The organism is Sphingomonas antarctica, assembly GCF_965137005.1.
GTDB classification, from domain to species: Bacteria; Pseudomonadota; Alphaproteobacteria; order Sphingomonadales; family Sphingomonadaceae; genus Sphingomonas_O; species Sphingomonas_O antarctica.
This window is the reverse complement of record NZ_CBCRXM010000006.1, coordinates 105,565-127,658: the sequence shown is the minus strand read 5'-3', so window position 1 is coordinate 127,658 and position 22,094 is coordinate 105,565. Positions and strand designations below refer to the sequence as shown.

Below are 22,094 nucleotides of genomic sequence, written 5' to 3'. Positions count from 1 at the left end.
AGGCGCTCCCGAAGGACCATAACCTTGCGTAAATGCACCCGCTGCCTCGTGCCCGAGACGGTCGACACGATCACATTCGATGAGGAGGGCGTGTGCAGCGTCTGCCGCCAGGTCGAATTCAAGCAGGACAAGATCGACTGGGTCGATCGCGGCCGTCAGCTCGACGCGATCGTCGAGGAGTATAAGGGCAAGGCGACGTACGACTGCATCGTGCCGTTTTCGGGCGGCAAGGACAGCGTGTTCCAGCTGTGGTACATCGTCAAAGTCCTCAAGATGAAGCCGCTGGTCGTGCGGTACAATCACTGGGGGTATCGCCCGCACATCGACGAGATGAACACGATGGTGTTCAAGAAGCTGGGCGTCGACGTGATCGAGTTCACGACCAGTTTCCATACCGTCCGCGAAACGATGCTGGAAGCGTTCAAGCGCCGCGGCGATTTCTGCTGGCACTGCCACACCGGCATTTACGCGGGCGTGATGCATTTCGCGGTGAAGTTCGAAGTGCCGCTCCTTTTCTGGGGTGAAAGCACCGCCGAATATCACAGCTGGTACACCTTCGAAGAAATGGAGGAGGTCGACGAAAAGCGCTTCAATCGCCTGATGAATCAGGGGATCACCGCCGATGATATGTATGAATTCCTGGAAGGGCGCGTCGAACGCCGCGACCTGTGGATGTTCGATTATCCCAAGCGCAAGGACCTCATCCGCCTGAAAGTCCGCTCGATCTGCCTCGGCAATTACATCGAATGGGACACGCGCGAGAATGTCGAAACGATCGGTCGCGAACTCGGCTGGGTCGGCCAGCGCGTCGAGGGCGTGCCGCCCGAATTCCATTACGAAAAGGTCGAATGCACATTCCAGGGGATGCGCGACTTTTCGAAATTCGTGAAGCGCGGCTACGGTCGCACCAATCACCTGATGTCGATCGATATCCGCAACGGTCGCAAGACGCGCGAAGAGGGCGTCGAGACCGAGTTTCAATATGATGGCAAACGCCCCGCCTCGATGGACTGGTTCCTCGACATCCTGAAGATGAGCGAGGACGAATATTACGACATCCTCAAGCCGCAGCAGGTTCATCCCTGGAAGTTCGACAAGTTGCAGGTTCAGCCGGGCGAAGTGATGCCCGATTTCGAGCAATGGGATCGCACCGACCTGTCGGAACTGCCGCTAGGCCCGGAGCGGCGATAGCGCCATAAGGGCGTCATGCCCGCGCTGCCGCCCGATCCGCCAATCATAGTCGTCACCGGGCAGGGGCTGCCCGCGCCGGTGGCCCAGGATGCGTTCGGCAGCGTGACCATCGCGCGCGACCGGCTGACGGGGAGCGCCTCGAACCGCATCGAGGACGTCCTGTCCGACGCCGCGGGGTTCCAGCAGTTTCGCCGGACCGACAGCCGTGCCGCCAATCCGACGAGCCAGGGCGCGACGCTGCGCGCGCTGGGCGGGAATGCCGCCAGCCGCGTGCTGGTGACGCTGGACGGGGTGCCGCAGGACGATCCGTTTGCGGGCTATATTCCCTATTCGGCGCTGAAGCCCGAGACGCTGGGCGCGGCGCGTGTGACGCGCGGCGGCGGGGCGGGGGCATTCGGAGCGGGGGCGCTGGCCGGGACGATCGAATTGTTCAGCCGCGCGCCTTCGCCGCGGACCGAGGCGAGCCTGGCGGGCGGGTCGCGCGCTTCGGTGCAGGGTGATGCGCTGATCGGACGGCGGCTGGGCGACGGGTTCGTCACGATCGCGGGCGGGTTCGACCGGGGCGATGGCTATGTGATCATCCCGCCGGACCAGCGTGGGCCCGCGGATGTCGCGGCGCGCTATCGCAGCTGGACCGGGCAAATGCGCGCGGTCGTGCCCGTGGGCAATGGCGAGCTGCAACCGGCGCTGCGCTTGTTCGAAGACCGGCGCCTACGCGGATTGCGCGGCACGGATTCATCGAGCAAGGGGGCCGACGCCTCGCTTCGTTTTGTCGGCCACGGCGCGTGGCGCGTCGAGGCGCTGGGCTATGTTCAGGCGCGTCGCTTTACCTCCGGGTTCGTGGCGATCGATGCGGCGCGCGCGATCGTCACCCCGACGCTCGACCAATTCAACACGCCGGCTTTGGGAATTGGCGGCAAGGTCGAAGTGCGCCCGCCGCTCCCCGATAATATCGTGTTGCGGGTGGGCGCGGATGCGCGGCGGCAATCGGGTCGCACCAACGAACGCTTTCGTTACGTCGCGGGCGCCCCCACCGCGCTCCGCCGTGCGGGCGGCGTCAATGCGGTGGCGGGGCTGTTCGCCGAAGGGAGTGCGGAATTTGGCGCGCTGACGCTGACCGGCGGGGCGCGTGCGGACCATTGGCGGATCGCCGACGGAACGCTCGACGAAACGCTGATCGGCAGCGGGACGCCGATCCAGTCGGCGCGCTATCCATCGCGCGATGGGACGTGCGTTTCGGCGCGTGCGGGGGGATTATGGCGCGCGAGCGAGATCGTCCGGCTGCGCGTCGCGGCGTATACCGGCTTTCGCCTGCCCACGCTCAACGAACTGTATCGCCCCTTTCGCGTGGGCGCGGATGCGACGGCGGCCAATGCCGCGCTGGGTCTGGAACGGCTGCAGGGTGCGGAGGGCGGCTTGGAGATCGGACACGGGGCGACGTTGTCGCTGACCGGATTCGTCAACCGGCTGGACGGCGCGATCGGCAATGTCACTTTGGGGATGGGGCCGGGCACGTTTCCGCAAGTCGGCTTCGTCGCGGCGGGCGGGAGTTTTCGCCAGCGGCTCAACCTCGATGCGATCGACGTGACAGGCGCGGAAGCGGAGGCGCGCGTGCCGCTGGGCGCGTTCACCCTGCGCGGGTCGTTGGCGCTTGCCGACGCGCGCGTGCGGACAAGCGGCATCGCAGCGGGGCTGAACGGGCTGCGACCGGCGCAGTCGCCAAAGTTGCAAGCAACCGGCTCGGTCGATTGGACGCGCGATGGCTGGCGGCTGGGCGCGACGTTGCGGCACAGCGCGGGCCAATATGAGGATGACCAGAACGTCCGGCGGCTGCCGTCCGCGACGACGATGGATGCGGTCGTGGCGTTGCCGGTTGGACATGGATTGCAGCTGACGCTGCGGGGCGAAAACCTGTTCGACGCGCGTGTGGTGTCGGGTATTTCGTCAAGCGGCGTGCAGGACCTCGGCACGCCACGGACGTTGTGGGTGGGTTTGCGATTTGGCGGGGACGGCGGGTGAGCGAAGAAGCGATGGTGACGGCACAGGCATTTCCGGGCGCGCTGGACCGCGACGGGCGTGAGGCGCTGAATGCCGGTGTAAGCGACGCCTTCTGGCTCGACGCTGTCAAGCGGCTCGACTGGATGACGCCACCGACGCAGGCTGGCGACTGGTCGTTCGAGAAGGACGATTTCCACATTCGCTGGTTTGGCGAAGGGGTGCTGAACGTCAGCGCCAATTGCATCGACCGGCATTTGACGGAACGGGGCGACCAGGTGGCGATCGTGTTCGAGCCGGACGAACCGGACGATAGGTTCCATAAGTTCACGTACCGAGAGGTTCACCGCGCGGTATGTCGTTTCGCTAACGTAATGAAATCGCAAGGCGTCCGTAAAGGCGACCGCGTGACCATTTACATGCCGATGATCCCCGAAGCGGCGTTCGCGATGCTGGCGTGCGCGCGGATCGGGGCGGTGCATTCGGTGGTGTTCGGAGGGTTCTCGCCCGAAGCGCTGGCGGGGCGGCTGGAGGATTGCGGTAGCCGCATCGTGATTACGGCGGATGAGGGGCGGCGCGGCGGCAAGTCCGTGCCGCTCAAGGCCAATGTCGATGCGGCATGCGCGATCGCCGAAATCGATACGGTGATCGTCGTGCAGGCGACGGGCGGCGAAGTCACGATGCAGGACGGCCGCGACATCTGGTATCATGAGGCCGCCGAGACGGTCTCCGCCGACTGCCCGCCCGAGCCGATGAACGCCGAAGACCCGCTGTTCATCCTCTATACCAGTGGATCGACCGGCAAGCCCAAGGGGGTGATGCACACCACCGGCGGCTATCTGTTCTGGGCGGCGTACACGCACGAACTCTGCTTCGCGCATCAGCCGGGACAGCTATTCTGGTGCACCGCCGATGTCGGCTGGGTCACCGGGCACAGCTATGTCGTCTATGGCCCGCTGGCCAATGGCGGCGCGACGTTGATGTTCGAGGGCGTGCCGAACTACCCCACGCCGTCCCGGTTCTGGGAGGTGTGCGACAAGCACCAGGTCGAGACGATTTTTACGGCGCCGACCGCGCTGCGTGCCTTGATGCGCGAGGGTGACGATTTCGTCACGCGGACCAGCCGCAGCTCGCTGAAACTGCTCGGCACGGTGGGCGAGCCGATCAATCCCGAGGCATGGCGCTGGTATCACGATGTCGTCGGCGAGGGCCGCTGCCCGGTGATCGACACGTGGTGGCAGACCGAGACCGGCGCCGCGCTGATCGCGCCAAGCCCGGCGATGCCGCTCAAGCCCGGGTCGGCCACGCTGCCACTGCCGGGCGTGACACCCGAACTGGTCGATGCGGACGGCCAAGTGTTGGAAGGCGCAACGAGCGGCAATCTGTGCCTGACGACGAGCTGGCCGGGGATGATGCGCGGCGTGTGGGGCGACGCGGATCGGTTCTTCCAGACCTATTTCACCGCCTATCCGGGCAAATATTTCACCGGCGACGGGGCGCGGCGGGACGCGGATGGCTATTGGTGGATCACCGGCCGGGTCGACGATGTGATCAATGTCAGCGGGCATCGCATGGGCACCGCCGAGGTCGAGAGCGCGCTGGTGCTGCACGCCGACGTTGCCGAGGCGGCGGTGGTCGGCATGCCGCACGACATCAAGGGGCAGGGCATTTATGCCTATGTCACGCTCAACGCCGATGCCACGCCGTCCGACCAACTGCGCCGCGAACTGGTGCAATGGGTCCGCCGCGAGATCGGCCCGATCGCCAGCCCCGACGCGCTGCAATTCGCCCCCGGCCTGCCCAAGACGCGCAGCGGCAAGATCATGCGGCGGATTTTGCGCAAGATTGCGGAGGGCGAAGTATCGGCGGCGGCGCTGGGCGATACGAGTACGCTGGCAGACCCGGCGGTGGTCGACGATCTGGTGGCGAACCGGATCGGACAGTAGCGCCGTTCAAATTGGCAAGGCGGCTCCCGCCAACGCTCCCATGGCAAGGATCGCAGGCGTCACCCAAGCGCCTTTCAGCCGCCAAGCGGCCGCCAGTGCGATGACGAAAAGCAGGGCGGCGATGGCCGGGGAGGACACGCGGCCGGCAGCGGCTGCGCCCAGTTGAAGGACGGTTGCGGCGATGATGCCGACGACCGCGGCGGCGATACCCGTCAACACGTCATGCAGTGCCGGGTTTTCGATGATCGCTTCGAGGCGTTCGAACAGGATCATCGAAAAGGCGAAGGCGGGGAGGAACATGCCGGCCGTAATCGCCAGCGCGCCATTCGCGCCGCCGATGACATAGCCGGCGAAGGTCGCGAAAATGACCAAGGGCGCGGGCAGGACGCCGGCAATGGCCACGCCGTCAAGAAAGCTGGCATCGGCGATCCAGCCGCGCCCCACCGTATCCGCCCGAACGTACGGAATGGCGGTGTACGCGCCGCCAAAAGTCAGCATTCCGCCTTTCAGACCAGCCAGGAATAAGGCGATCAAGGTGACTGCGCCGCCTTTGACGGCGATTGGAGCCGCCGCAGCGTCGCCGTGGAGCAGCCATGCAAGGGCCGATGCTGCCGCGACTATTGCAGACACAAGGATGGGCCTGTGGCGCACGGCGTAAGCGAGCCCGCCGACGAGCAAAGGAATCCAGAATGCGATACCCAGCAGCGTCGCAACGCAGCTGGCCACGGCAACGGCCCAGAGCCACGGAGTTTCCAGGACATGTTCGCCAATGCGCACGACAGCGCGAACGATCACTGCCAGCACAGCGATCTGCAAACCGATTAGCGGGCGGGTCCAAACCTGGTGGCCGGCAACCCAGCCGACATAGAACCAACCGGCAACCAGCATCAGAAGGAATCCGGGCAGCATGAAGCCGAGGCCGGCAAGCAAGCCGCCCAACCGGCCACGCGCGACGATCCCGAGATGAACGCAAAGCTCGTGCGCTTCGGGGCCGGGCAACACCTGCAGCACCGCGAGCAGCCGGTTGAACCGCGGCTTGCTGATCCATTGTTCGTCTTCGACCAGAGCCTGCCGCACCATTGCGATCTGCGCGACCGGACCGCCAAAGGCCAGCAAACCGAACCGGAGGAATTTCAGGAACAATGCGGACAGGGAAATGACCGGGGTTCGGCTCGTGTCGGGAAGATCATCCATAATTCGCTCCAAGCCGCCGGCGCGGCACGTGGAGCGGAACTTGGACGGCGCGCCGTCTAACCGGGCGTCCGCGTTAGCCCGCAAAACGAAACTGCCTCTGTCGGGCGGTGGCGTCAACATTTCCCTGGCGCGGAAACGTTGCGCATGCGTGGTCTCTATGAAGCGCCGAATGCTTCGCTTATCGCCTGTGCGATGAGCCCGTTCGCCGCATGACTGTCGCCGTTTGTATCGTGTCGTTTCGCAGTCAGGCGGACGTGGCGCGGTGCCTCGAAGCATTGGCGCGGCAGACGCATGCGGATTTCGACGTCGTCGTCTGTGAAAATGGCGGCGCCGAGGCGACTGCCGCGACGCAGGCGGCGCTTCCGACGACACTCGCCGCCGGGCAGGCGGTCGAGGTGATCGACGGGGGCGGGAATATCGGCTTTGCCGGCGGCTGTAATGTCGGGATGCGGGCGCGGCCCGATGCGACCGCGTGGTGGATCCTCAATCCGGATACCGAGCCTTCGCCAGGGGCGCTGGCGGCGTTGGTCGCGCGGCTGGCGCGCGGCGATGTAGATGCGACCGGCGGCGTGCTGCATTTCGAGGACGAGCGCGTGCAGGGGTGCGGCGGGCAGTGGCATGGCTGGGCCGGGCGGCCGGTGTCGATCGGCTACGGTCTGCCGGTGACCGCCTTGCCCGATGCGGCGGAGGTCGAGGGACGGCAGAATTATCTGCTTGGCGCGTCGATGCTGGTCTCGCCGCGATTTCTCGCGCTGGCGGGGCCGATGCGCGAGGATTATTTCCTGTATTGCGAAGAGGTCGAATGGTGCCTGCGGGCGCGGGCGCGCGGGTTGAAGCTCGGCTTTGCGCCGGAGGCTCTGGTGCTGCACCGGCAGGGCGCGGTGACGGGGTCGAATGCGGCGATGCGGTCGCGACCAAAGCTGCCGATCTATCTCGACGAGCGCAACAAGGTGAATGTGACGCGCGACGTGTGGCCGGCGCGGGTGCCGGTGGCGTTCGTGCTGCTGATCGCGCAGTTGCTGCTCAAATTCGTGCGGCGCGGGGCGTGGGCGCAGGCGGGATATGCGTGGCAGGGGCTGTGCGCCGGTCTGCGTGACGAGCGCGGGCCGCCGGATTGGCTGAGCAAATGAGCGAGACGGTCCAGCTGTTCGCGCTGCCGCTGGCGGCGATCGCGCTGGCGGTGCTGAGCGTCGTGGCGCGGGTGACCAAGATCGCCGCGCCGATCGTCCTGCTGCTCGGTGGCATGGCCATCGCGTTCGTGCCCGGCATGCCGCCGGTACATGTCGAGCCGCAGCTGGTGCTGATCACATTGTTGCCGCCGATCCTGTATTCGTCGGGCGTCGGGATGAGCTGGCGCGGGTTCCGGTCGAATTTGCGCGCGATTCTGCTGCTGGCGATCGGATGCGTGATCTTTACCGCGAGTGCCGTGGCGGGGCTGCTGTATTTCGTCATGGGCATGCCGTTGGCGGTGGGGTTCGTGCTCGGCGCGATCGTGTCGCCGCCCGATGCGGTCGCGCCCGCCGCCGTGCTCCGCGATGTCGCGGTGCCGCGGCGCGTGCGCACGGTGCTGGAGGGCGAAAGCCTGATCAACGATGCGACGGCGCTGGTCGCGTTCAGCTTCGCGGTGGGTGCGGTGGCGACGGGGGCGTTCGAGCCGGCGCGCGCCGCGCTGAGCTTCATCGGCATATTGGTCAGCGAGACGATTTACGGCTGTGCGATCGGCTGGATCGCGCTCAAGGCGCGGCATTACAGCAACGATCCGCGGTCCGAAGTGCTGTTGGCGCTGGCGACGCCGTATCTGGCGTTCCTGCCGGCGCATGAACTGGGCGGGTCGGGCGTCATTGCGACGGTCGTCGCCGGGCTGTGGGTGTCGTGGAACGGGCGCGATCTGATCCGCCCGCAGACGCGGCTGCAGGGCTATTTCATCTGGGACCTGGTGGCGTGGGGTGTGGAGGGTGCGGCGTTCCTGCTCACCGGGTTGCAGGTCAAGGCGCTGGGCGCGGCGATGCAGGGCTTTGGTTGGGTCCATGCGCTGGCGGTTGCGGCGCTGACGTGCGTGACCGTGGTGGTGGTGCGGTTCGCCTGGGTCTTTCCGGCGACGTATTTGCCGCGAATGATCCCGGCGATCCGGCGGATCGACCCGCCGCCGCATTGGCGTACGCCGTTCTTCGTGGCGTCTGCCGGGGTGCGCGGCGTGGTCAGCATGATCGCCGCGCTGTCGATCCCGCTGATGGTCGGCGGCAAGCCGTTTCCAGAGCGCGACACATTGTTGTTCGCGACGTTCGCGGTGATCGTCATGACGATGCTGGGCATCGGGCCGTTCATGGGCACGCTGGCGCGGTTGCTGGGGCTGACCAACGAGGGGGCCGAGGAACGCAAGGGCAATAGCGCGGACGAGCGCCGCGTCCGGCGGCTGGGGATCGAAGCGGTGCTGGCGCACCTCGATACCGTCGAAGGCAATAGTTGCGAGGCGGAAGAGATTGAGGCGCTCAAGCGGCGGCATGGCGACCGGTTGCATCAACTCGATGGCGGGCGATGTTCGATCGACGACGAATCGCGCGAGGCGGGGCATTTGCAGCTCGATTTGATCGAGATCGAACGCCGCACCGTCAGTGCCGAATATCTCGAAAACCGCCTGACCGATGGCGCGCGGCGGCGGATCGAGCGCGAACTGGACCTGGAGGAAGCGCGCGTCCACCATGCGATCGCGAGCATCGGGGGCGGGCATTGAGCGCATTTGAGTTGAAGGGCCGGCTGGAAACGGTCGATGCGATCCGCGGCTTTGCGGTGTGCGGCATCCTGATCATGAACATCGTGTCGATGGGCGAGCCCGGCTATGCCTATATCGACCCAAGCTATTACGGCGGGGCGACGGGCGGCAATCTGGCGGCGTGGGCGCTGGCCTACGTCTTTGCCGACGGCAAGATGCGGATGCTGTTCACGATGCTGTTCGGCGCCAGCCTGGCGATCACCACCGACCGGGCCGAGCATCCGGCGCGGGTGCATTACAGCCGCATGGTGTGGTTGCTGGCGTTCGGTATGATCCATGGCTGGCTGTTCTGGTATGGCGATATTCTGGTCGAATATGCGTGCATCGGCGCGATCCTGTTCGTCGCGCGCAAATGGCCGGTGTCGGCGTTGATCTATGCCGGGTTGCTGTTGATCGTCGTGGGCGCAGGCATGGAACTGGCCAATGGCGCGGCGGCGGAAAAACTGCGTGAGGCGGCGAGCATGCCGGGCGCGAGCGCAGCGGCACGGCAGGCATGGACCGAGATGTTGGTGCAACTCGCGCCGCCCAAATCGGTGATCGCGTTCGAACTGGAACATTATCGCGGCGGGTTCTGGAGCGCGTTCGAGGCACGCAAGCCGATGATCACGATGTTTCAAACGCTGTTCCTGCCGGTCAATCTGCCCGGCGGCGTCGGCATCGCGGCGCTGGGACTGGCGGCGTATCGCAGCGGGTTTCTGGGCGGGGCATGGCGGCGGCGGCGTTATGTGTGGGTGGCGTCGGCCGGAGCAGTGGCGTTGCTCGCTTACGTGCCGATCGTGCGCTGGCTGATCGCGTCGCATTTCGATCCGGTGTTGATGACGCTGACCAACAATCTGAGCCTGTTGCTGCGGCTGTTCGTGGCGTTCGGATATGCGGCGGCGTTGATCCTGCTGGTTCAATCGGGGGCGATGCGGTGGCTGGTGACCCGGCTGGCGGCGGCGGGGCGGATGGCATTTTCGAATTATCTCGGGACGACGCTGATCACGACGACATTGTTTTACGGCTATGGCTTCGGGCTGTTCGGCACGCTGGAGCGGGCGCAGCTGTACTGGATCGTGCTGGGTGTGTGGACGTTGATTCTGTTGTGGTCGAAGCCGTGGCTGGCGCGGTTCCACTACGGCCCGCTTGAATGGTTATGGCGCAGTCTGGCGCGGGGTGAGCGCCAGCCTTTCCTCCGGCGCGCGGGTCAGCTAGGGCCGCGCGAGCAATTTCCCGGAGCCTGAACTTTGGCCATCGCGCCCGAAACCAATGAAGCCTTTATGCGCGAAGTCGATGACGAGCTGCGCCGCGACCAGGCGATGGGCCTGTGGCGGCGGTGGGGTCGCATCGCCATCGTCGCGATCGTCGTCGGGCTGATCGCATTCGGTGGCTGGCTGTTCTGGCGCAACCAGCAATATGAAGCGCGCGGCGTCGAGGGCGAGCAGATGGCGCAATCGCTCCAGAAGCTGGAGGCGAACGACGTCACCGGTGCGACCGCGCTGCTGACCCCGCTCGCCGCATCCAAGACCAATGGCTATCGCGCGACGGCGCAATTGGCGCTGGCCGCGACCGCGCTCGACAAGGGCGATGTGGACGGCGCGGCAAAGCGTTATGCCGCGATCGCCGCCGACACGAGCCTCGACCAGCCGTTCCGCGACCTGGCGATCATTCGCCAGACCGCGGCCGAATATGACAAATTGACGCCGGCGCAGGTCGTCGACCGGCTGCGTCCGCTGGCCGTCCCCGGCAACAGCTTTTTCGGCAGCGCCGGTGAAATGACCGGCATCGCCTATATGCGGATGGGCAAGCCCAAGGTGGCGGGGACGATGTTCGCGGCGATGGCGATCGATCAAGGCGTGCCGGAGGCGATGCGTTCGCGCGCGGTTCAGCTTGCCGCGGCCAACGGCGTCGATGCCACACAGGCACCAAGGGCGGTAGTTCAATGATGAAGCATAATCGCGGGGCCATCGTCCTCGCCATGACCCTCGCGCTCGCCGGGTGCGGCGTGTTCAAAAAGGCCAAGCCCAAGGGCGTGTTGCTGGGCGAGCGGGTCTCGATCCTGACGGCGGAGAGCGGCGTCGAAACCGATCCGTCGCTGGCGTCGGTGCCGGTCAGCCTGCCCGCGCCGATCGTCAATGACAGTTGGGCGATGACCGGGGGCAGCGCGGACAAATCGCTTGGTCATCTCGCGCTGTCGGCGACCCCGACACGCATATGGGAAGCACGCATCGCGGGTGGCAACAAGCAATCTCGACTGGCGGCGACGCCGGTGGTGGCGGGCGGCCGGCTGTATGCGATGGGTGTCGATGCGACGGTCACGGCGTTCGACGCGAATACCGGCGCGAAAATCTGGGCGGTGCAGTTTGGCGATCCGGCCAAGGGCGACGCGAAGTCGCTGTTCGGCGGCGGCGTCAGCGTCGATGGCGATACGCTGTACGTCACCAACGGCCTGGGCGATGCCGGGGCGTTGAAGGCGGCGGACGGATCCTTGATCTGGCGCAAGAAATTGGGCGCACCATTGCGCGGCAGTCCGACGGTGGATGCGGGCAGCATCTATGTCATCACGCAGGACAATCAGCTGTTCGCGCTGAACACCGCCGACGGCGCGACGCAGTGGACCAGCGCCGCCGCGGTGCAGCTGGCCAACGTCTTCGGGGCCGCGGCCCCATCGGTGGCGCAGGGTACGGTCGTCGAAGGTTTCTCGTCGGGTGATCTCAACGCCTATCGTTACGAAAACGGGCGGACGTTGTGGAACGACGCCTTGTCGCGGACCAGCATCAACACCAGCGTCGGCAGCCTGACCGACGTCGATGCCGGCGCGGTGATCGATCAGGGCCGGGTGTTCGCGCTGGGCCAGGGCGGGCGCATGGTGGCGCTGGAGCTGGTCACCGGACAACGCGCGTGGGAGCTGAACATTGCGGGGATTTCGACCCCCTCGGTCGCGGGCGATTGGGTGTTCGTGGTCACCGATGAGGCCAAGCTGCTGTGCGTGTCGCGCGGCACCGGCAAGGTGAAATGGGTGACGCAGCTGCGCCGCTACACCGGCAAGAAGAACAAGGGTCAGCCGGTCAGCTGGTCCGGTCCCGTGCTGGCGGGCGGCAATTTGTGGCTGGTCAATACCGAGGGCCAGATGCAGAGCGTGTCGCCCGAAACCGGCGCGGCGGGCGGCATCATGCAGTTGAAGGCGCCGATGAGCCTGCCGCCGATCGTCGCCAATTCGACGTTGTACGTGTTGACGAACGACGGGCGGATCATCGCGTTTCGATGACCCCGACCCGCATATTCAACCCGTTTGTCCTGAGGAGGGACTGAGCTTGGCGAAGGCCCATCTCGAAGGACGTGGCACTGACGTCCTTCGAGACGCCGTTTCGACAGGCTCAACGGCTCCTCAGGACAAACGGAGAGTTTCGTGAAACCGCGCGTCGCCATCATCGGCCGACCGAACGTCGGCAAATCAACGCTGTTCAATCGCCTTGTCGGCAAGCGCGTGGCGCTGGTCGACGACCGGCCGGGGGTGACCCGCGACCGGCGTGAAGGCGAGGCCGAGCTGATCGGGCTCAAATTCACCGCGATCGATACTGCCGGGTTCGAAGACGACGATGCGGCGACTTTGCCCGGGCGGATGCGCGCGCAGACGCAGGCGGCGGTCGATGTCGCCGATGTTGCGCTGTTCGTGGTCGATGCGCGTGCGGGCGTGGTGCCGCTGGATGCCGAAATCGGGCGGTGGCTGCGTGAGAGCACGACGCCGGTGATCCTGATCGCCAACAAGGCCGAGGGGCGCAGCGGTGAGAGCGGCATCCTGGACGCATGGTCGCTGGGGCTGGGCGAGCCGGTGGCGATCAGTGCCGAACATGGCGACGGGATGGTCGATCTGTTCAACGAGCTGTTGCCGTTGATCGAGAAGGCCCCCGCCCGCTCGGCTGATGCCGAGTCGCCTCCCCCCGAGGGGGAGGACTTGGAGGACGAAGAACGTCCAGCTGGGCCTCTGAAACTCGCGATCGTCGGGCGGCCGAATGCGGGCAAGTCCACGCTCGTCAACAAGATGCTCGGGGAGCAGCGGCTGATTACCGGCCCCGAGGCGGGGATCACGCGCGACAGCATCGCGGTCGAATGGGAGTGGAACGGTCAGGCGGTGCGGCTGATCGATACGGCGGGGTTGCGGCGCAAGTCGAAGGTTGAGGACAAGCTCGAAAAACTATCGGCGGCGGATACGCAGCGGGCGATCGATTTCGCCGAGGTGGTCGTGCTGTTGCTCGACGCCACGCGCGGGCTGGAGGCGCAGGATCTGCGCATCGCCGACAAGATTTTCGAAGAAGGCCGCGCGATGCTGATCGTGCTGAACAAATGGGACGTGGCCGAGGATCAGTCGAAGCTGTTCAACGGCGTCCGCGCCGCGCTCGACGAAGGCTTCAGCCAGGTGCGCGGTGTGCCGCTGCTGACGGTCAGCGCAGCGACGGGCAAGGGGCTCGACACGATGCTCAAGGTCGCGTTCGAAACGCGCGATGCGTGGAGCCGGCGCGTGACGACGGGACAGCTCAATCGCTGGTTCGAACGCGCGGTGGAGGCCAATCCGCCCCCGGCGCCGGGGGGCAAGCGGATCAAACTGCGTTATGCGACACAGACCGCGACGCGCCCGCCGGGCTTCGTCATTTTCGGGACGCGGGTCGATCAATTGCCCGAAAGCTATCGCCGCTATCTGATCAACGGACTGCGCCGCGATCTGGATTTCGGCGCGGTACCGGTGCGCCTGACGCTGCGGTCGTCAAAAAATCCGTTTGCGTAACCGGGCTTTAACACCGGCGCGCTAAGCCCATGCTGTGTTCGATACCGAAGCCAAGATCGATTGGGACAAATTCGCCGGGGCGCGCGGCGCACTGGGCTCGGACTTCGTCCGCATCCTCGGCTATTTTCGCGAGGACGGCGAGAAATCGATCGCCGCGCTGGAAGTGGCGATGCGCAGCGGGAGCGCGGTGGCGATGATCCTCCCCGCGCACACCCTGAAGGGCGAAGCGCGGCAATTCGGCGCCGACGGCGTCGGCGATCTGGCGGAATTCATCGAAGGCCATGCGCGCGATTGCGTGGAGCGGCACGACCAGCCCGACCAGGCGCTGGCCGCCGTCGTCAAGCTGCGTCCGATTTTCCACGCGACGATGGATGCGTTCGGGCGCGAGACCAACCCGCTGGTCGAGCGCCGTGTCGGTGGGTTCGGACGCAAGGTCGAGACAGCGAACCAGGGGTTTGGGCGGCTTTAAGGCTTAGGCTTGTACACCTGCGCCTCGCCCGGAAACGCGCGAGACTTTACTTCATCCGCGTACGCCTTGACCGCATCCTCCACGAAACCGGCCATGTCCGCGTAGCGCTTCACGAAGCGCGGGGTGCGTTCGAACAGGCCGAGCATGTCTTCGGCGACCAGCACTTGCCCGTCGCATTTGGCCGAGGCACCGATGCCGATCACCGGGATGTCGAGTTCGGCGGTGGCGGCGTCGGCGATGGTTTCGACCACGCCTTCGACCACCACGCCGAACGCCCCTGCCGCTGCGACCGCCTTGGCATCGTCGAGGATGCGTGCATGTTCCTCCTGGGTCCGCCCGCGCGCGGCATAGCCGCCGAGCTGGTTCACCGCCTGGGGCGTCAGGCCGACATGCGCCATGACGGGGATGCCGCGTTTGGAGAGAAATTCGATGGTCGGGGCCATCGCTGTGCCGCCTTCGAGTTTGACGCCCGCGCAGCCGGTTTCGGCCATGACGCGGCTCGCGCTGGCGAACGCCTGTTCGGGCGAGCCTTCGTAAGAGCCGAAGGGCATGTCGACGATGACGACGCTGTGCCAGCTGCCGCGCACCACCGCCGCGCCGTGCGCGCACATCATGTCGAGCGTGACGGGTAGAGTGGAGGGAAGGCCGTAAATCACCTGCCCCAGCGAATCCCCGACGAGGAGGATGTCGCAATGCGGGTCGAGCAATTGCGCCATGCGCACGGTGTAGGCGGTGAGCATGACCAACGGCTCGGCGGTCGCGCCCGCATTTTTACGCGCGCGGATCGCGGGGACGGTCAGGCGTTTGAGCGGCGCGGAGACCGGGTTGGCGCGGCTGGTCGCGCTGTCGAGGGTGAAGGTCGAGGACATCAGCGGACCTCGACGCCCTTCCAGAAGGCGATGCGGTCGCGGATCTCGGCGGCTTTCGGTTTGGGGTCGGGGTAATACCAGGCGGCGTTGGGGTTTTCGGCACCATCGACGCTGAGCGAATGGTAATGCGCGGTGCCCTTCCACGGGCAATGGGTGGTCGTGGCGCTGTCTTTCAGGACATCGGCGCGCACATGATCGCGCGGGAAATAGTGATTGCCCTCGACGACCACGGTGTCGTCGCTTTCGGCGATGGTGACGCCGTTCCATACAGCCTTGGTCATGCAGTCCTCCTGAGCGCGGTGACTTCGATTTCGATCTTCATCGCGGGATGCACCAGCCCCGCGACGACAAGCATCGTCGCGGCCGGGGCGATGCCGGCGAATTTTTCCGCGAGGATCGGCATGATCGCATCCTGCAACGCGGCGTCGGTGATGTAGTAGGTCGCGCGGACGACATCGGGCAGTGCGAAACCTGCTTCGGACAGCGCGGTTTCGATGATCGCGAAGGCGTTATAAGTCTGCTGGCGAACATCGTCGGGCATCGCGCCGGTCGCCGGATCGCGGCCCGTGGTGCCCGCGACGAAGCACCAGTCGCCCTGCACCACCGCGCGACTATATCCCGCAGCGCCCTCCAGCGGGTTGCCCGACGAAATCAATCGACGTGTCATCTGCGCGCGCTTGCTCGCATGGACGCACGCTGGCAAGCGGCGGGCATGCAATATTGGCTGATGAAGTCCGAACCCAACAAGTATAGCTGGGACGATCTGGTGCGCGACAAGCGGACGGTGTGGGATGGCATTCGCAACCATCAGGTGGCGATCTGGCTGCGGCAGATGCAGTTGGGCGATCAGGCGATCTTCTATCATTCGAACGAGGGGCTGCAGGCGGTCGGGATCATGGAGATCGTCGGCCTCGCGCATCCCGACGCGACCGATGCCGCGGGGCGGTTCGTGGCGGTGGATGTCGCGCCGGTGCGACCGTTGAAGAAATTCGTCCCGCTGGCGGCGATGAAGGCCGAGCCGGTGCTGGCCGACATGCCGCTGTTCCGGCAATTCCGCTTGAGCGTCGTGCAATTGACCGACGCGCATTGGGCCAAGCTGATGGAGATGGCGGGCGAGCGTTAGAGTTTCCCGCTCCATTCGTCGGGCTTGAAGCCGATCAGGATGCCGTTGTCATGCTCGACCACCGGGCGCTTGATTAGCGATGGCTGGGCGATCATCAGGTCGATCGCTTTGGCGCGGTCGATGTCGGCCTTGTCCATGTCGGGCAGTTTGCGAAATGTCGTTCCCGCGCGGTTGAGCAGCTTTTCCCAGCCGACCGAGTCCGCCCAGTTTTCGAGGTGCGCGCGGTCGATGCCGGATTTCTTATAGTCGTGGAAGTCGTATGCGACGCCGCGATCGGCGAGCCACCCGCGCGCCTTCCTGACCGTGTCGCAGTTGGTCAGGCCATACATTATAACCATCGTGGACCCACCCAAAACTGCCAAAATCTGTCTGTGGCATCACTAATTGGACATTCAAAGCGGAATGGCAGCTAACGACCCAATTGCGGACGTTTGTTCCGCAACAGCTTTACGCCCTCTATTCGGCCATCCGACTGATAAGCTGCCGGTGCCCAATGCGGTCGTGAAGTCATAGCCCCCGTCTCGGCCGCCAGCAGCTCTCAGGGGTCGAAACGAGCGGCCCGAGGGCGTTGTCGCGATTACCCTCGAACCGTCCGTGCCACGCCTCGCGCGTCTAGGAAGACGCGCACAACCCGGTCACGCCTAAAGCAGGAGCCGGGTGAATTTCGACTTAAGTGCTCGTTCGGATCGGTTCTGCTTTTGAATACGCCTTTTACGCGGGGTGCAGCGTGGTGTTTGAGCGACGGCGCGCCGCCATGCCGATCAGGCCGAACCCGCCGATCAGCAGTGTCCATTCCGCAGGCTCGGGAACGTTACCCGCTACGAAATTGTCAAAAGTGACATTGTCGTACTTGATGTAGAACGCACTGTCGGCCGGATCGCGCAGCGTGACCGACAGGATCGTGTCGCTGCCGGTATAGCCGAAGAAGTTGGTCTGGCCGGCGACGGCGAGCGACGCTACGACATCAGGTGAATTGGCAAGGTCGATCGTCGCGGTGAACAGGCCCGCACCTGATGACGAGCCGAAATCAAAGCCGAAGCTGGTCGCCGCAACTTCCATTGTGAAGCGGCCGCCAAGCTGATCGAACATGCCGCTTGCCGAGTTGTTAAGCTGATAGCCGCTTGGCGCGTCGAAGATGTAAGTCGGGCAGAATGGGCCAATGCCGCGCGAGTCGAAATTGACGCCTTGCAACGAATAGCCAGTGCAGCTGTAATACCCGCCCGTGGCGTAGGTCTGATAATTGGCAGTGCCGACCAGGCCGGTAAAGGTAATCTTAGTCGAGGTCGCGCCGAGGACTGATTCGAAATCGGTGCGCGAACTGTAGCTCGCCGCGCCAGCGCTCGTACCAGCCAGCAGCGTTGCGGCAAGCGCCGCGCGTGTGATGCTCTTCACGTTTCAATCCCCCACTTATGGTGCGTCATTAATAATTGGGATCAAGCCGGAGGAATATAGGCCGAATGGGCTAGGCAGTCCCAAATGGATGTTTCGGGGCGTGAAAACGCGCACCATGTGCGTGTCGTTAGCCGAGCACGAGATCAGCATCCGGCCCCTTGCAGCAGTTAAAATTCAGCCGTCGAGTGTCCGCTTTCCACCCAATTGCGGACGTTACGGCGAGCCTAACGAGCGTCTGATTACGAGCGTAACGCCTGGCCGGTTAAGCGACCGCAGATGGGTAGTAAATGTTTTTGGTAGGCGGCCTCGCCATTTCTGGAGAGGCCGCCTGCATTTAAATCTCGATGCGTTCAGAGAGGACCAATGCGTCCTCGACATCGACGCCGAGATACCTCACGGTGTTTTCAATTTTAGTGTGTCCAAGCAAAATCTGGATCGCGCGCAGATTGCCGGTTGCCTTGTAGATCATGGATGCCTTGGTACGGCGGAGCGAATGCGTCCCATATTCAGCACGCCGCAGGCCAATCGCCGATACCCACTCGTCGACCAGTCGGGCGTATTGCCTGGTGCTGAGGTGCCCACCATCGTCCACGCGACTGGGGAAGGCAAAATCACTGACCGCGCCACGCCGCGCCCCAAGCCATTGCAGTAGACTTGCTCTGACGTCCGCCGTCAGCTCGAACTGAACAGGGCGTCCGGTTTTTTGCTGCGTTACGATCGCGCGGGTTCTGATGTCCTCGCCAGATATCAGATCAGAAATTTTGATCTTTACCAGATCACATCCGCGTAATTTGCTATCAATGGCGAGATCGAAGAGCGCTCGATCCCGCAGGCGACCTTCGCGGTCTAGAAAGAATCGAACCGCCCAAATTTGTTTTTGTGTGAGGGGGCGTTTGGTTCCAACAGCCTTGCCCACATTCCATGCGGGGCGGTTCTGTATGACTGGATCGTAGTGCGAGTGTCCCACGACGTTTCTCCACGGCCATGATTGGCCGCAGATACAACTCTTCCAGGTTTCGCCGGTTGGGCCCTTGCGAGCAACGCAGCCACCGGTCGAATGGACTGGCTTTGTCTTTCGAACAGAGCATTGGTCTGGGCATGCCCGCGTCGAGTCGGGCGCGCACCCGGTCCTTGGTCGACCGGGCTTCAGGTCGTGCGGAGGTGCATCGTGCGCCCTCGCAATGGAGACCTGTAATGACCGATAACTTCGACGAGGATCTTGCCTCGGCAGCTGTGACCACCCCGATGCGCGCCGCGCCGACCAAAGCCGCTACCGTGGCCAAGCTTCTTTCACGCAATCGCGGCGCCACCCTCACGGACATCATGACGGCGACACAGTGGCAGCCGCACAGCGCCCGCGCATTTCTTTCCGGCCTGCGAAAGAAAGGGAAAGTGCTCATCAAAGAGGCCCGGAAGGACGGCGAAACGTCTTACCGCACGGAAGCCTAGGCGTGGTCGCGCGGGAGTCATTGGCTGGCTTGGCGATGATGTCGCCACCCCAGCTGCGAGCAGAGTGGCGCCGCCTGCACCGAGGACGGCTGCTGCCCGATGGTTTGAGTGCTGATCTTGTCTGTCGTGCTGTCGCTTGGCGCATGCAGGAGCGCTGTCATGGAGGGCTCCCGCCTGCGCGTGTGCGCGAGCTCGCCCGCTTGGCAAAGCAGATTTGCGACGGGGGTGCTATCGAACTCGAAAGGGAGTGGACGGTGAAACCAGGTACGCGCCTGGTTCGACAATGGAGAGGTCGCACCTATCGGGTCCTCGCGCTTGATCACGGATTCCAGTTTGAAGATCGCAATTATTCCTCGCTGACACCGATCGCGCGCGAAATCACCGGAGCCGCTTGGTCAGGACCGCGCTTCTTTGGCTTGAAGCGACGAACCGGCCAGAACCTCGTCGCACGTGATGACGATGAAGCGTAAACACGAACCGGCAGCGAGTGGTGAGCTGCGCTGTGCGATCTACACCCGCAAATCGACCGAGGACGGACTGGAGCAGGCGTTCAACAGCCTCGATGCGCAGCGCGAAGCCTGTGCAGCCTATATCCTCAGTCAGCGTCAGGAGGGATGGCTGCCTTCGGCGGAGATATACGACGACGGCGGGTTCTCGGGCGGGAGCATGGATCGCCCGGCACTGAAGCGACTCCTGGCAGACATCCGAGCCGGCAGGATAAACGTGATTGTCGTCTACAAAGTCGATCGCCTCACACGAAGCCTCGCTGACTTCGCCAAGATTGTGGAGGTATTGGACGAGGCCAGAGCTTCGTTCGTCAGTGTGACACAGGCTTTCAATACGACCACCAGCATGGGGCGACTGACGCTAAACGTGCTCCTTTCCTTCGCGCAGTTCGAGCGCGAAGTGACGGGTGAGCGCATCCGCGACAAGATCGCAGCGTCCAAGGCTCGGGGTATGTGGATGGGCGGCAATGTGCCACTCGGCTATGAAGTTCGAGAGCGTAAGCTCATCATCGATCAAGATGACGCAGCGACCCTGCGCATGATCTTCGAGCGCTATCTCGCCCTTGGCTCGGTTCTGGCCTTGCAAGCTGAGCTTGCCGCTAATGATCTGCGTAGCAAGGTGCGTATCAGTCGGCATGGTCGCGCTTACGGCGGAGCTCAGTTCAGCCGCGGCTCGCTATATTTGATGCTGAGAACCGCATTTACCTCGGAGAGGTGACGCACAAGGGCAGGTCTTATCCTGGCGAGCATACCGGCATCATCGAACCGGCATTGTTCGCCAAAGTGGCGGCAATGATGGAGCAACATCGCGTCGATCACGACTGGGGTACCAACTCGACTGACCCCAGTTTACTGGCTGGCATCATCTGGGATGGGGAGGGCAGGCGGATGTCTCCAAATCATGCCACGAAGAACAGTCGCCGATATCGATACTATGTCAGCCGGATCGATCCGGCTGCGCCACCCAGCGTCGCATCGCGCGTGCCCGCAGGCGATCTTGAGGCGGTAGTAACTACACGGTTGCGCGCCCTTCTAGCGGCTGCGTTAAATGCCGAACCGGATGATGAATCAATTCAACGCGCAACCATATTGGATGCTCTGGCGACAGGAGCGCCGAACAAGCAGCGGGCAGCCCTGCTGGCCTGCATCAGTCGCATCACGATTTTTGAGGAAAGCGTCCGATTGGAGTTGAGCGCGACTGCCGTCGCGCTCCCCGAAGTGTCTACGATCGAAGCTCGACTTGTCCGGCGTGGCAAAGAGGTGCGCCTGGCACTTGCGCCGGATGCCGGCGGTGATCGCCTTCAAGATGCATCGCTGATCAAGCTGATCACCAAAGCGAATGCCGCTCGGGTGGCGCTCGATCGCTGCGAGCATAAGACGCTGGCCGAACTCGCAGCCGAACAGGGCTACACCCGCGATTATTTTACGGTGTTGCTCCGCCTCAGCTATCTCGCCCCGGATATTACGGCTGCCATTCTTGATGGACGGCAGCCGGTGCAGCTCAACCGCCAGCGGCTGGCCCGAGCCGCAAACCTGCCAGTTGATTGGCAAGCTCAGCGCGAGATGCTGGGATTTGCCTAACGCGATCGCCCCAGAAGCGCACTGTGATGCGCATCGCATCCGCCGACCTTCAAAACGCCCTCTAGATAAAAACAGCTGCGATCAGCCATCATGCCAGAGCGGCATTGGTCTCTCGGCACGGCGACCGATGTAAGGCACTCGCAAAATGGCGCAGATCTGCGCCATTCTTGGGCCTACGCCGGATTGGATTACTGCTCACCTGAGCAAATACAGAAAGAGTGGTGCCCAGGGACGGGGTCGAACCGCCGACACTGCGATTTTCAGTCGCATGCTCTACCAACTGAGCTACCTGGGCGTACCCTGCGGGCCGCGTTCGCCAAAGCGAGACGCGCGCCATTAGCGGGGGCGGGAAAGCCTGTCCAGCACGGGTCGTCCACGCCGTCCGATGCCAGGTGATTCACACGGATTCACAAGGCCCAATCCCATTTTTTTCGCGCCGTCATTCATCGTCATCCTCGTCGTCCGGCTCAATCGTCCAAATGCTCGTAAAATCTGGTTTTTCAAGCACCTCGCCAGTTGCGCGAAGCCGATATGATCCCGCTTGGGCGGGCAAGAAGTTTCGCGTGTCTGGTGGAAGAAAGAAGCTCTCCCCTGAGCGTGAGTCCCCTAGGGCCAAGTTTATTCCTTCCGCATCTGCCCGTTCAACGATTCCAAAGAATTGCTCTTGCGTATCGCCGGTAGCCGCTCGGCGAGTAATGCCGACGAGCACAACTGATCCAAGCAGCTCCGCAGCAAACCCGTCGCTCCATTCAGGTTTCTCGTCGCCCATGCAGACAACCTATGCTCACGGCGGCATTCCAGCAACGACCGCTAACCACCCAATTCCAGACCTTAGCGCCCCATCGTG

At 64.1% G+C, this 22,094-nt stretch carries 23 protein-coding genes and 1 tRNA gene; 15 read left to right on the top strand and 9 right to left on the bottom strand.

All coding sequences use genetic code 11. The annotated features are described in order from the left end of the window. Positions 1-24 precede the first annotated feature (24 nt). The 3 genes from ACM9ME_RS08660 to acs are packed head-to-tail and all read left to right on the top strand — an operon-like array spanning position 25 to position 5,132. A complete protein-coding gene (locus tag ACM9ME_RS08660) occupies positions 25-1,191 on the top strand; it encodes an N-acetyl sugar amidotransferase (RefSeq protein WP_415643058.1) in 1,167 nt (388 codons plus the stop codon). Between the two features lie 15 nt (positions 1,192-1,206). Next, positions 1,207-3,210, top strand: a complete 2,004-nt coding sequence (locus tag ACM9ME_RS08655) for a TonB-dependent receptor (protein WP_415643057.1) — start codon at positions 1,207-1,209, stop codon at positions 3,208-3,210. A gap of 11 nt (positions 3,211-3,221) precedes the next feature. Beyond that, the gene (acs, locus tag ACM9ME_RS08650) at positions 3,222-5,132 is read left to right on the top strand and encodes an acetate--CoA ligase (RefSeq protein WP_415643101.1); all 1,911 of its coding nucleotides are present in this window, start codon (positions 3,222-3,224) and stop codon (positions 5,130-5,132) included. Positions 5,133-5,138: 6 nt separating this feature from the next. Here acs and chrA read toward each other — a convergent pair whose 3' ends face one another. Continuing rightward, on the bottom strand, positions 5,139-6,602 hold the full coding sequence (gene chrA, locus ACM9ME_RS08645; protein ID WP_415643056.1) for a chromate efflux transporter: 1,464 nt from the start codon (positions 6,600-6,602) through the stop codon (positions 5,139-5,141). Between chrA and ACM9ME_RS08640 the strand changes: the two genes are divergently transcribed. The 7 genes from ACM9ME_RS08640 (at position 6,581) to ACM9ME_RS08610 (ending at position 14,327) form a co-directional block, all read left to right on the top strand. After that, positions 6,581-7,456, top strand: a complete 876-nt coding sequence (locus tag ACM9ME_RS08640; protein WP_415643055.1) for a glycosyltransferase — start codon at positions 6,581-6,583, stop codon at positions 7,454-7,456. The two genes, chrA and ACM9ME_RS08640, sit on opposite strands and share 22 nt — an antisense overlap. Further along, on the top strand, positions 7,453-9,057 hold the full coding sequence (locus ACM9ME_RS08635) for a cation:proton antiporter (protein WP_415643054.1): 1,605 nt from the start codon (positions 7,453-7,455) through the stop codon (positions 9,055-9,057). The genes ACM9ME_RS08640 and ACM9ME_RS08635 overlap by 4 nt, the downstream gene beginning before the upstream one ends. Next, positions 9,054-10,319, top strand: a complete 1,266-nt coding sequence (locus ACM9ME_RS08630) for a DUF418 domain-containing protein (protein ID WP_415643053.1) — start codon at positions 9,054-9,056, stop codon at positions 10,317-10,319. The genes ACM9ME_RS08635 and ACM9ME_RS08630 overlap by 4 nt, the downstream gene beginning before the upstream one ends. A 36-nt stretch (positions 10,320-10,355) precedes the next feature. Next, complete coding sequence (locus ACM9ME_RS08625) at positions 10,356-11,021, top strand: tetratricopeptide repeat protein (protein WP_415643052.1); 666 nt, start codon at positions 10,356-10,358, stop codon at positions 11,019-11,021. Further along, the gene (locus ACM9ME_RS08620; RefSeq protein WP_415643051.1) at positions 11,018-12,343 is read left to right on the top strand and encodes an outer membrane protein assembly factor BamB family protein; all 1,326 of its coding nucleotides are present in this window, start codon (positions 11,018-11,020) and stop codon (positions 12,341-12,343) included. The genes ACM9ME_RS08625 and ACM9ME_RS08620 overlap by 4 nt, the downstream gene beginning before the upstream one ends. A 141-nt stretch (positions 12,344-12,484) precedes the next feature. Beyond that, on the top strand, positions 12,485-13,858 hold the full coding sequence (gene der / locus ACM9ME_RS08615) for a ribosome biogenesis GTPase Der (protein WP_415643050.1): 1,374 nt from the start codon (positions 12,485-12,487) through the stop codon (positions 13,856-13,858). 34 nt (positions 13,859-13,892) lie between these two features. Beyond that, on the top strand, positions 13,893-14,327 hold the full coding sequence (locus ACM9ME_RS08610) for an Hpt domain-containing protein (RefSeq protein ID WP_415643049.1): 435 nt from the start codon (positions 13,893-13,895) through the stop codon (positions 14,325-14,327). Here the strand turns inward: ACM9ME_RS08610 and panB are convergent. The 3 genes from panB to ACM9ME_RS08595 are packed head-to-tail and all read right to left on the bottom strand — an operon-like array spanning position 14,324 to position 15,863. Continuing rightward, entirely contained in the window at positions 14,324-15,196 is an 873-nt protein-coding gene (gene panB / locus ACM9ME_RS08605) for a 3-methyl-2-oxobutanoate hydroxymethyltransferase (protein ID WP_415643048.1), read from the bottom strand. The genes ACM9ME_RS08610 and panB overlap by 4 nt on opposite strands. Continuing rightward, entirely contained in the window at positions 15,196-15,477 is a 282-nt protein-coding gene (locus ACM9ME_RS08600) for a DUF427 domain-containing protein (RefSeq protein ID WP_415643047.1), read from the bottom strand. The genes panB and ACM9ME_RS08600 overlap by 1 nt, the downstream gene beginning before the upstream one ends. Continuing rightward, on the bottom strand, positions 15,474-15,863 hold the full coding sequence (locus tag ACM9ME_RS08595) for a RidA family protein (RefSeq protein WP_415643046.1): 390 nt from the start codon (positions 15,861-15,863) through the stop codon (positions 15,474-15,476). The genes ACM9ME_RS08600 and ACM9ME_RS08595 overlap by 4 nt, the downstream gene beginning before the upstream one ends. Positions 15,864-15,908: 45 nt before the next feature. Between ACM9ME_RS08595 and ACM9ME_RS08590 the strand changes: the two genes are divergently transcribed. After that, complete coding sequence (locus ACM9ME_RS08590) at positions 15,909-16,319, top strand: EVE domain-containing protein (protein WP_415643045.1); 411 nt, start codon at positions 15,909-15,911, stop codon at positions 16,317-16,319. On the opposite strand, the gene ACM9ME_RS08585 is transcribed toward ACM9ME_RS08590, so the two are convergent. The 3 genes from ACM9ME_RS08585 to ACM9ME_RS08575 all read right to left on the bottom strand — a co-directional run bounded on the left by ACM9ME_RS08585 (position 16,316) and on the right by ACM9ME_RS08575 (position 18,678). Then, positions 16,316-16,657, bottom strand: coding sequence for an ArsC family reductase (locus tag ACM9ME_RS08585; RefSeq protein WP_415643044.1), 342 nt, complete (start codon positions 16,655-16,657; stop codon positions 16,316-16,318). The genes ACM9ME_RS08590 and ACM9ME_RS08585 overlap by 4 nt on opposite strands. A gap of 373 nt (positions 16,658-17,030) precedes the next feature. Next, positions 17,031-17,711 carry a PEPxxWA-CTERM sorting domain-containing protein gene (locus ACM9ME_RS08580; RefSeq protein ID WP_415643043.1) on the bottom strand — a complete coding sequence of 227 codons (681 nt, stop codon included), beginning with the start codon at positions 17,709-17,711 and terminating at the stop codon, positions 17,031-17,033. A gap of 334 nt (positions 17,712-18,045) precedes the next feature. Then, positions 18,046-18,678, bottom strand: coding sequence for a tyrosine-type recombinase/integrase (locus tag ACM9ME_RS08575; RefSeq protein ID WP_415643042.1), 633 nt, complete (start codon positions 18,676-18,678; stop codon positions 18,046-18,048). Between the two features lie 227 nt (positions 18,679-18,905). On the opposite strand from ACM9ME_RS08575, the gene ACM9ME_RS08570 reads away from it, so the two are divergent. Genes ACM9ME_RS08570 through ACM9ME_RS08555 form a run of 4 tightly spaced genes read left to right on the top strand, consistent with a single transcriptional unit; the run spans position 18,906 to position 21,247 of the window. After that, positions 18,906-19,160, top strand: a complete 255-nt coding sequence (locus ACM9ME_RS08570) for a DUF3489 domain-containing protein (RefSeq protein WP_415643041.1) — start codon at positions 18,906-18,908, stop codon at positions 19,158-19,160. Continuing rightward, complete coding sequence (locus tag ACM9ME_RS08565) at positions 19,049-19,630, top strand: DUF2924 domain-containing protein (protein WP_415643040.1); 582 nt, start codon at positions 19,049-19,051, stop codon at positions 19,628-19,630. The genes ACM9ME_RS08570 and ACM9ME_RS08565 overlap by 112 nt, the downstream gene beginning before the upstream one ends. Beyond that, complete coding sequence (locus tag ACM9ME_RS08560; protein ID WP_415643039.1) at positions 19,620-20,384, top strand: recombinase family protein; 765 nt, start codon at positions 19,620-19,622, stop codon at positions 20,382-20,384. Before ACM9ME_RS08565 ends, ACM9ME_RS08560 begins: the two co-directional genes overlap by 11 nt. Further along, entirely contained in the window at positions 20,381-21,247 is an 867-nt protein-coding gene (locus ACM9ME_RS08555) for a hypothetical protein (protein ID WP_415643038.1), read from the top strand. The genes ACM9ME_RS08560 and ACM9ME_RS08555 overlap by 4 nt, the downstream gene beginning before the upstream one ends. A gap of 219 nt (positions 21,248-21,466) precedes the next feature. Here the strand turns inward: ACM9ME_RS08555 and ACM9ME_RS08550 are convergent. Both ACM9ME_RS08550 and ACM9ME_RS08545 read right to left on the bottom strand, forming a co-directional pair. After that, positions 21,467-21,542: transfer RNA gene (locus ACM9ME_RS08550), tRNA-Phe, on the bottom strand. Between the two features lie 144 nt (positions 21,543-21,686). Then, positions 21,687-22,016: a hypothetical protein gene (locus tag ACM9ME_RS08545; RefSeq protein ID WP_415643037.1), complete on the bottom strand. Its 330-nt coding sequence runs from the start codon at positions 22,014-22,016 to the stop codon at positions 21,687-21,689. Between the last annotated feature and the right edge of the window lie 78 nt (positions 22,017-22,094).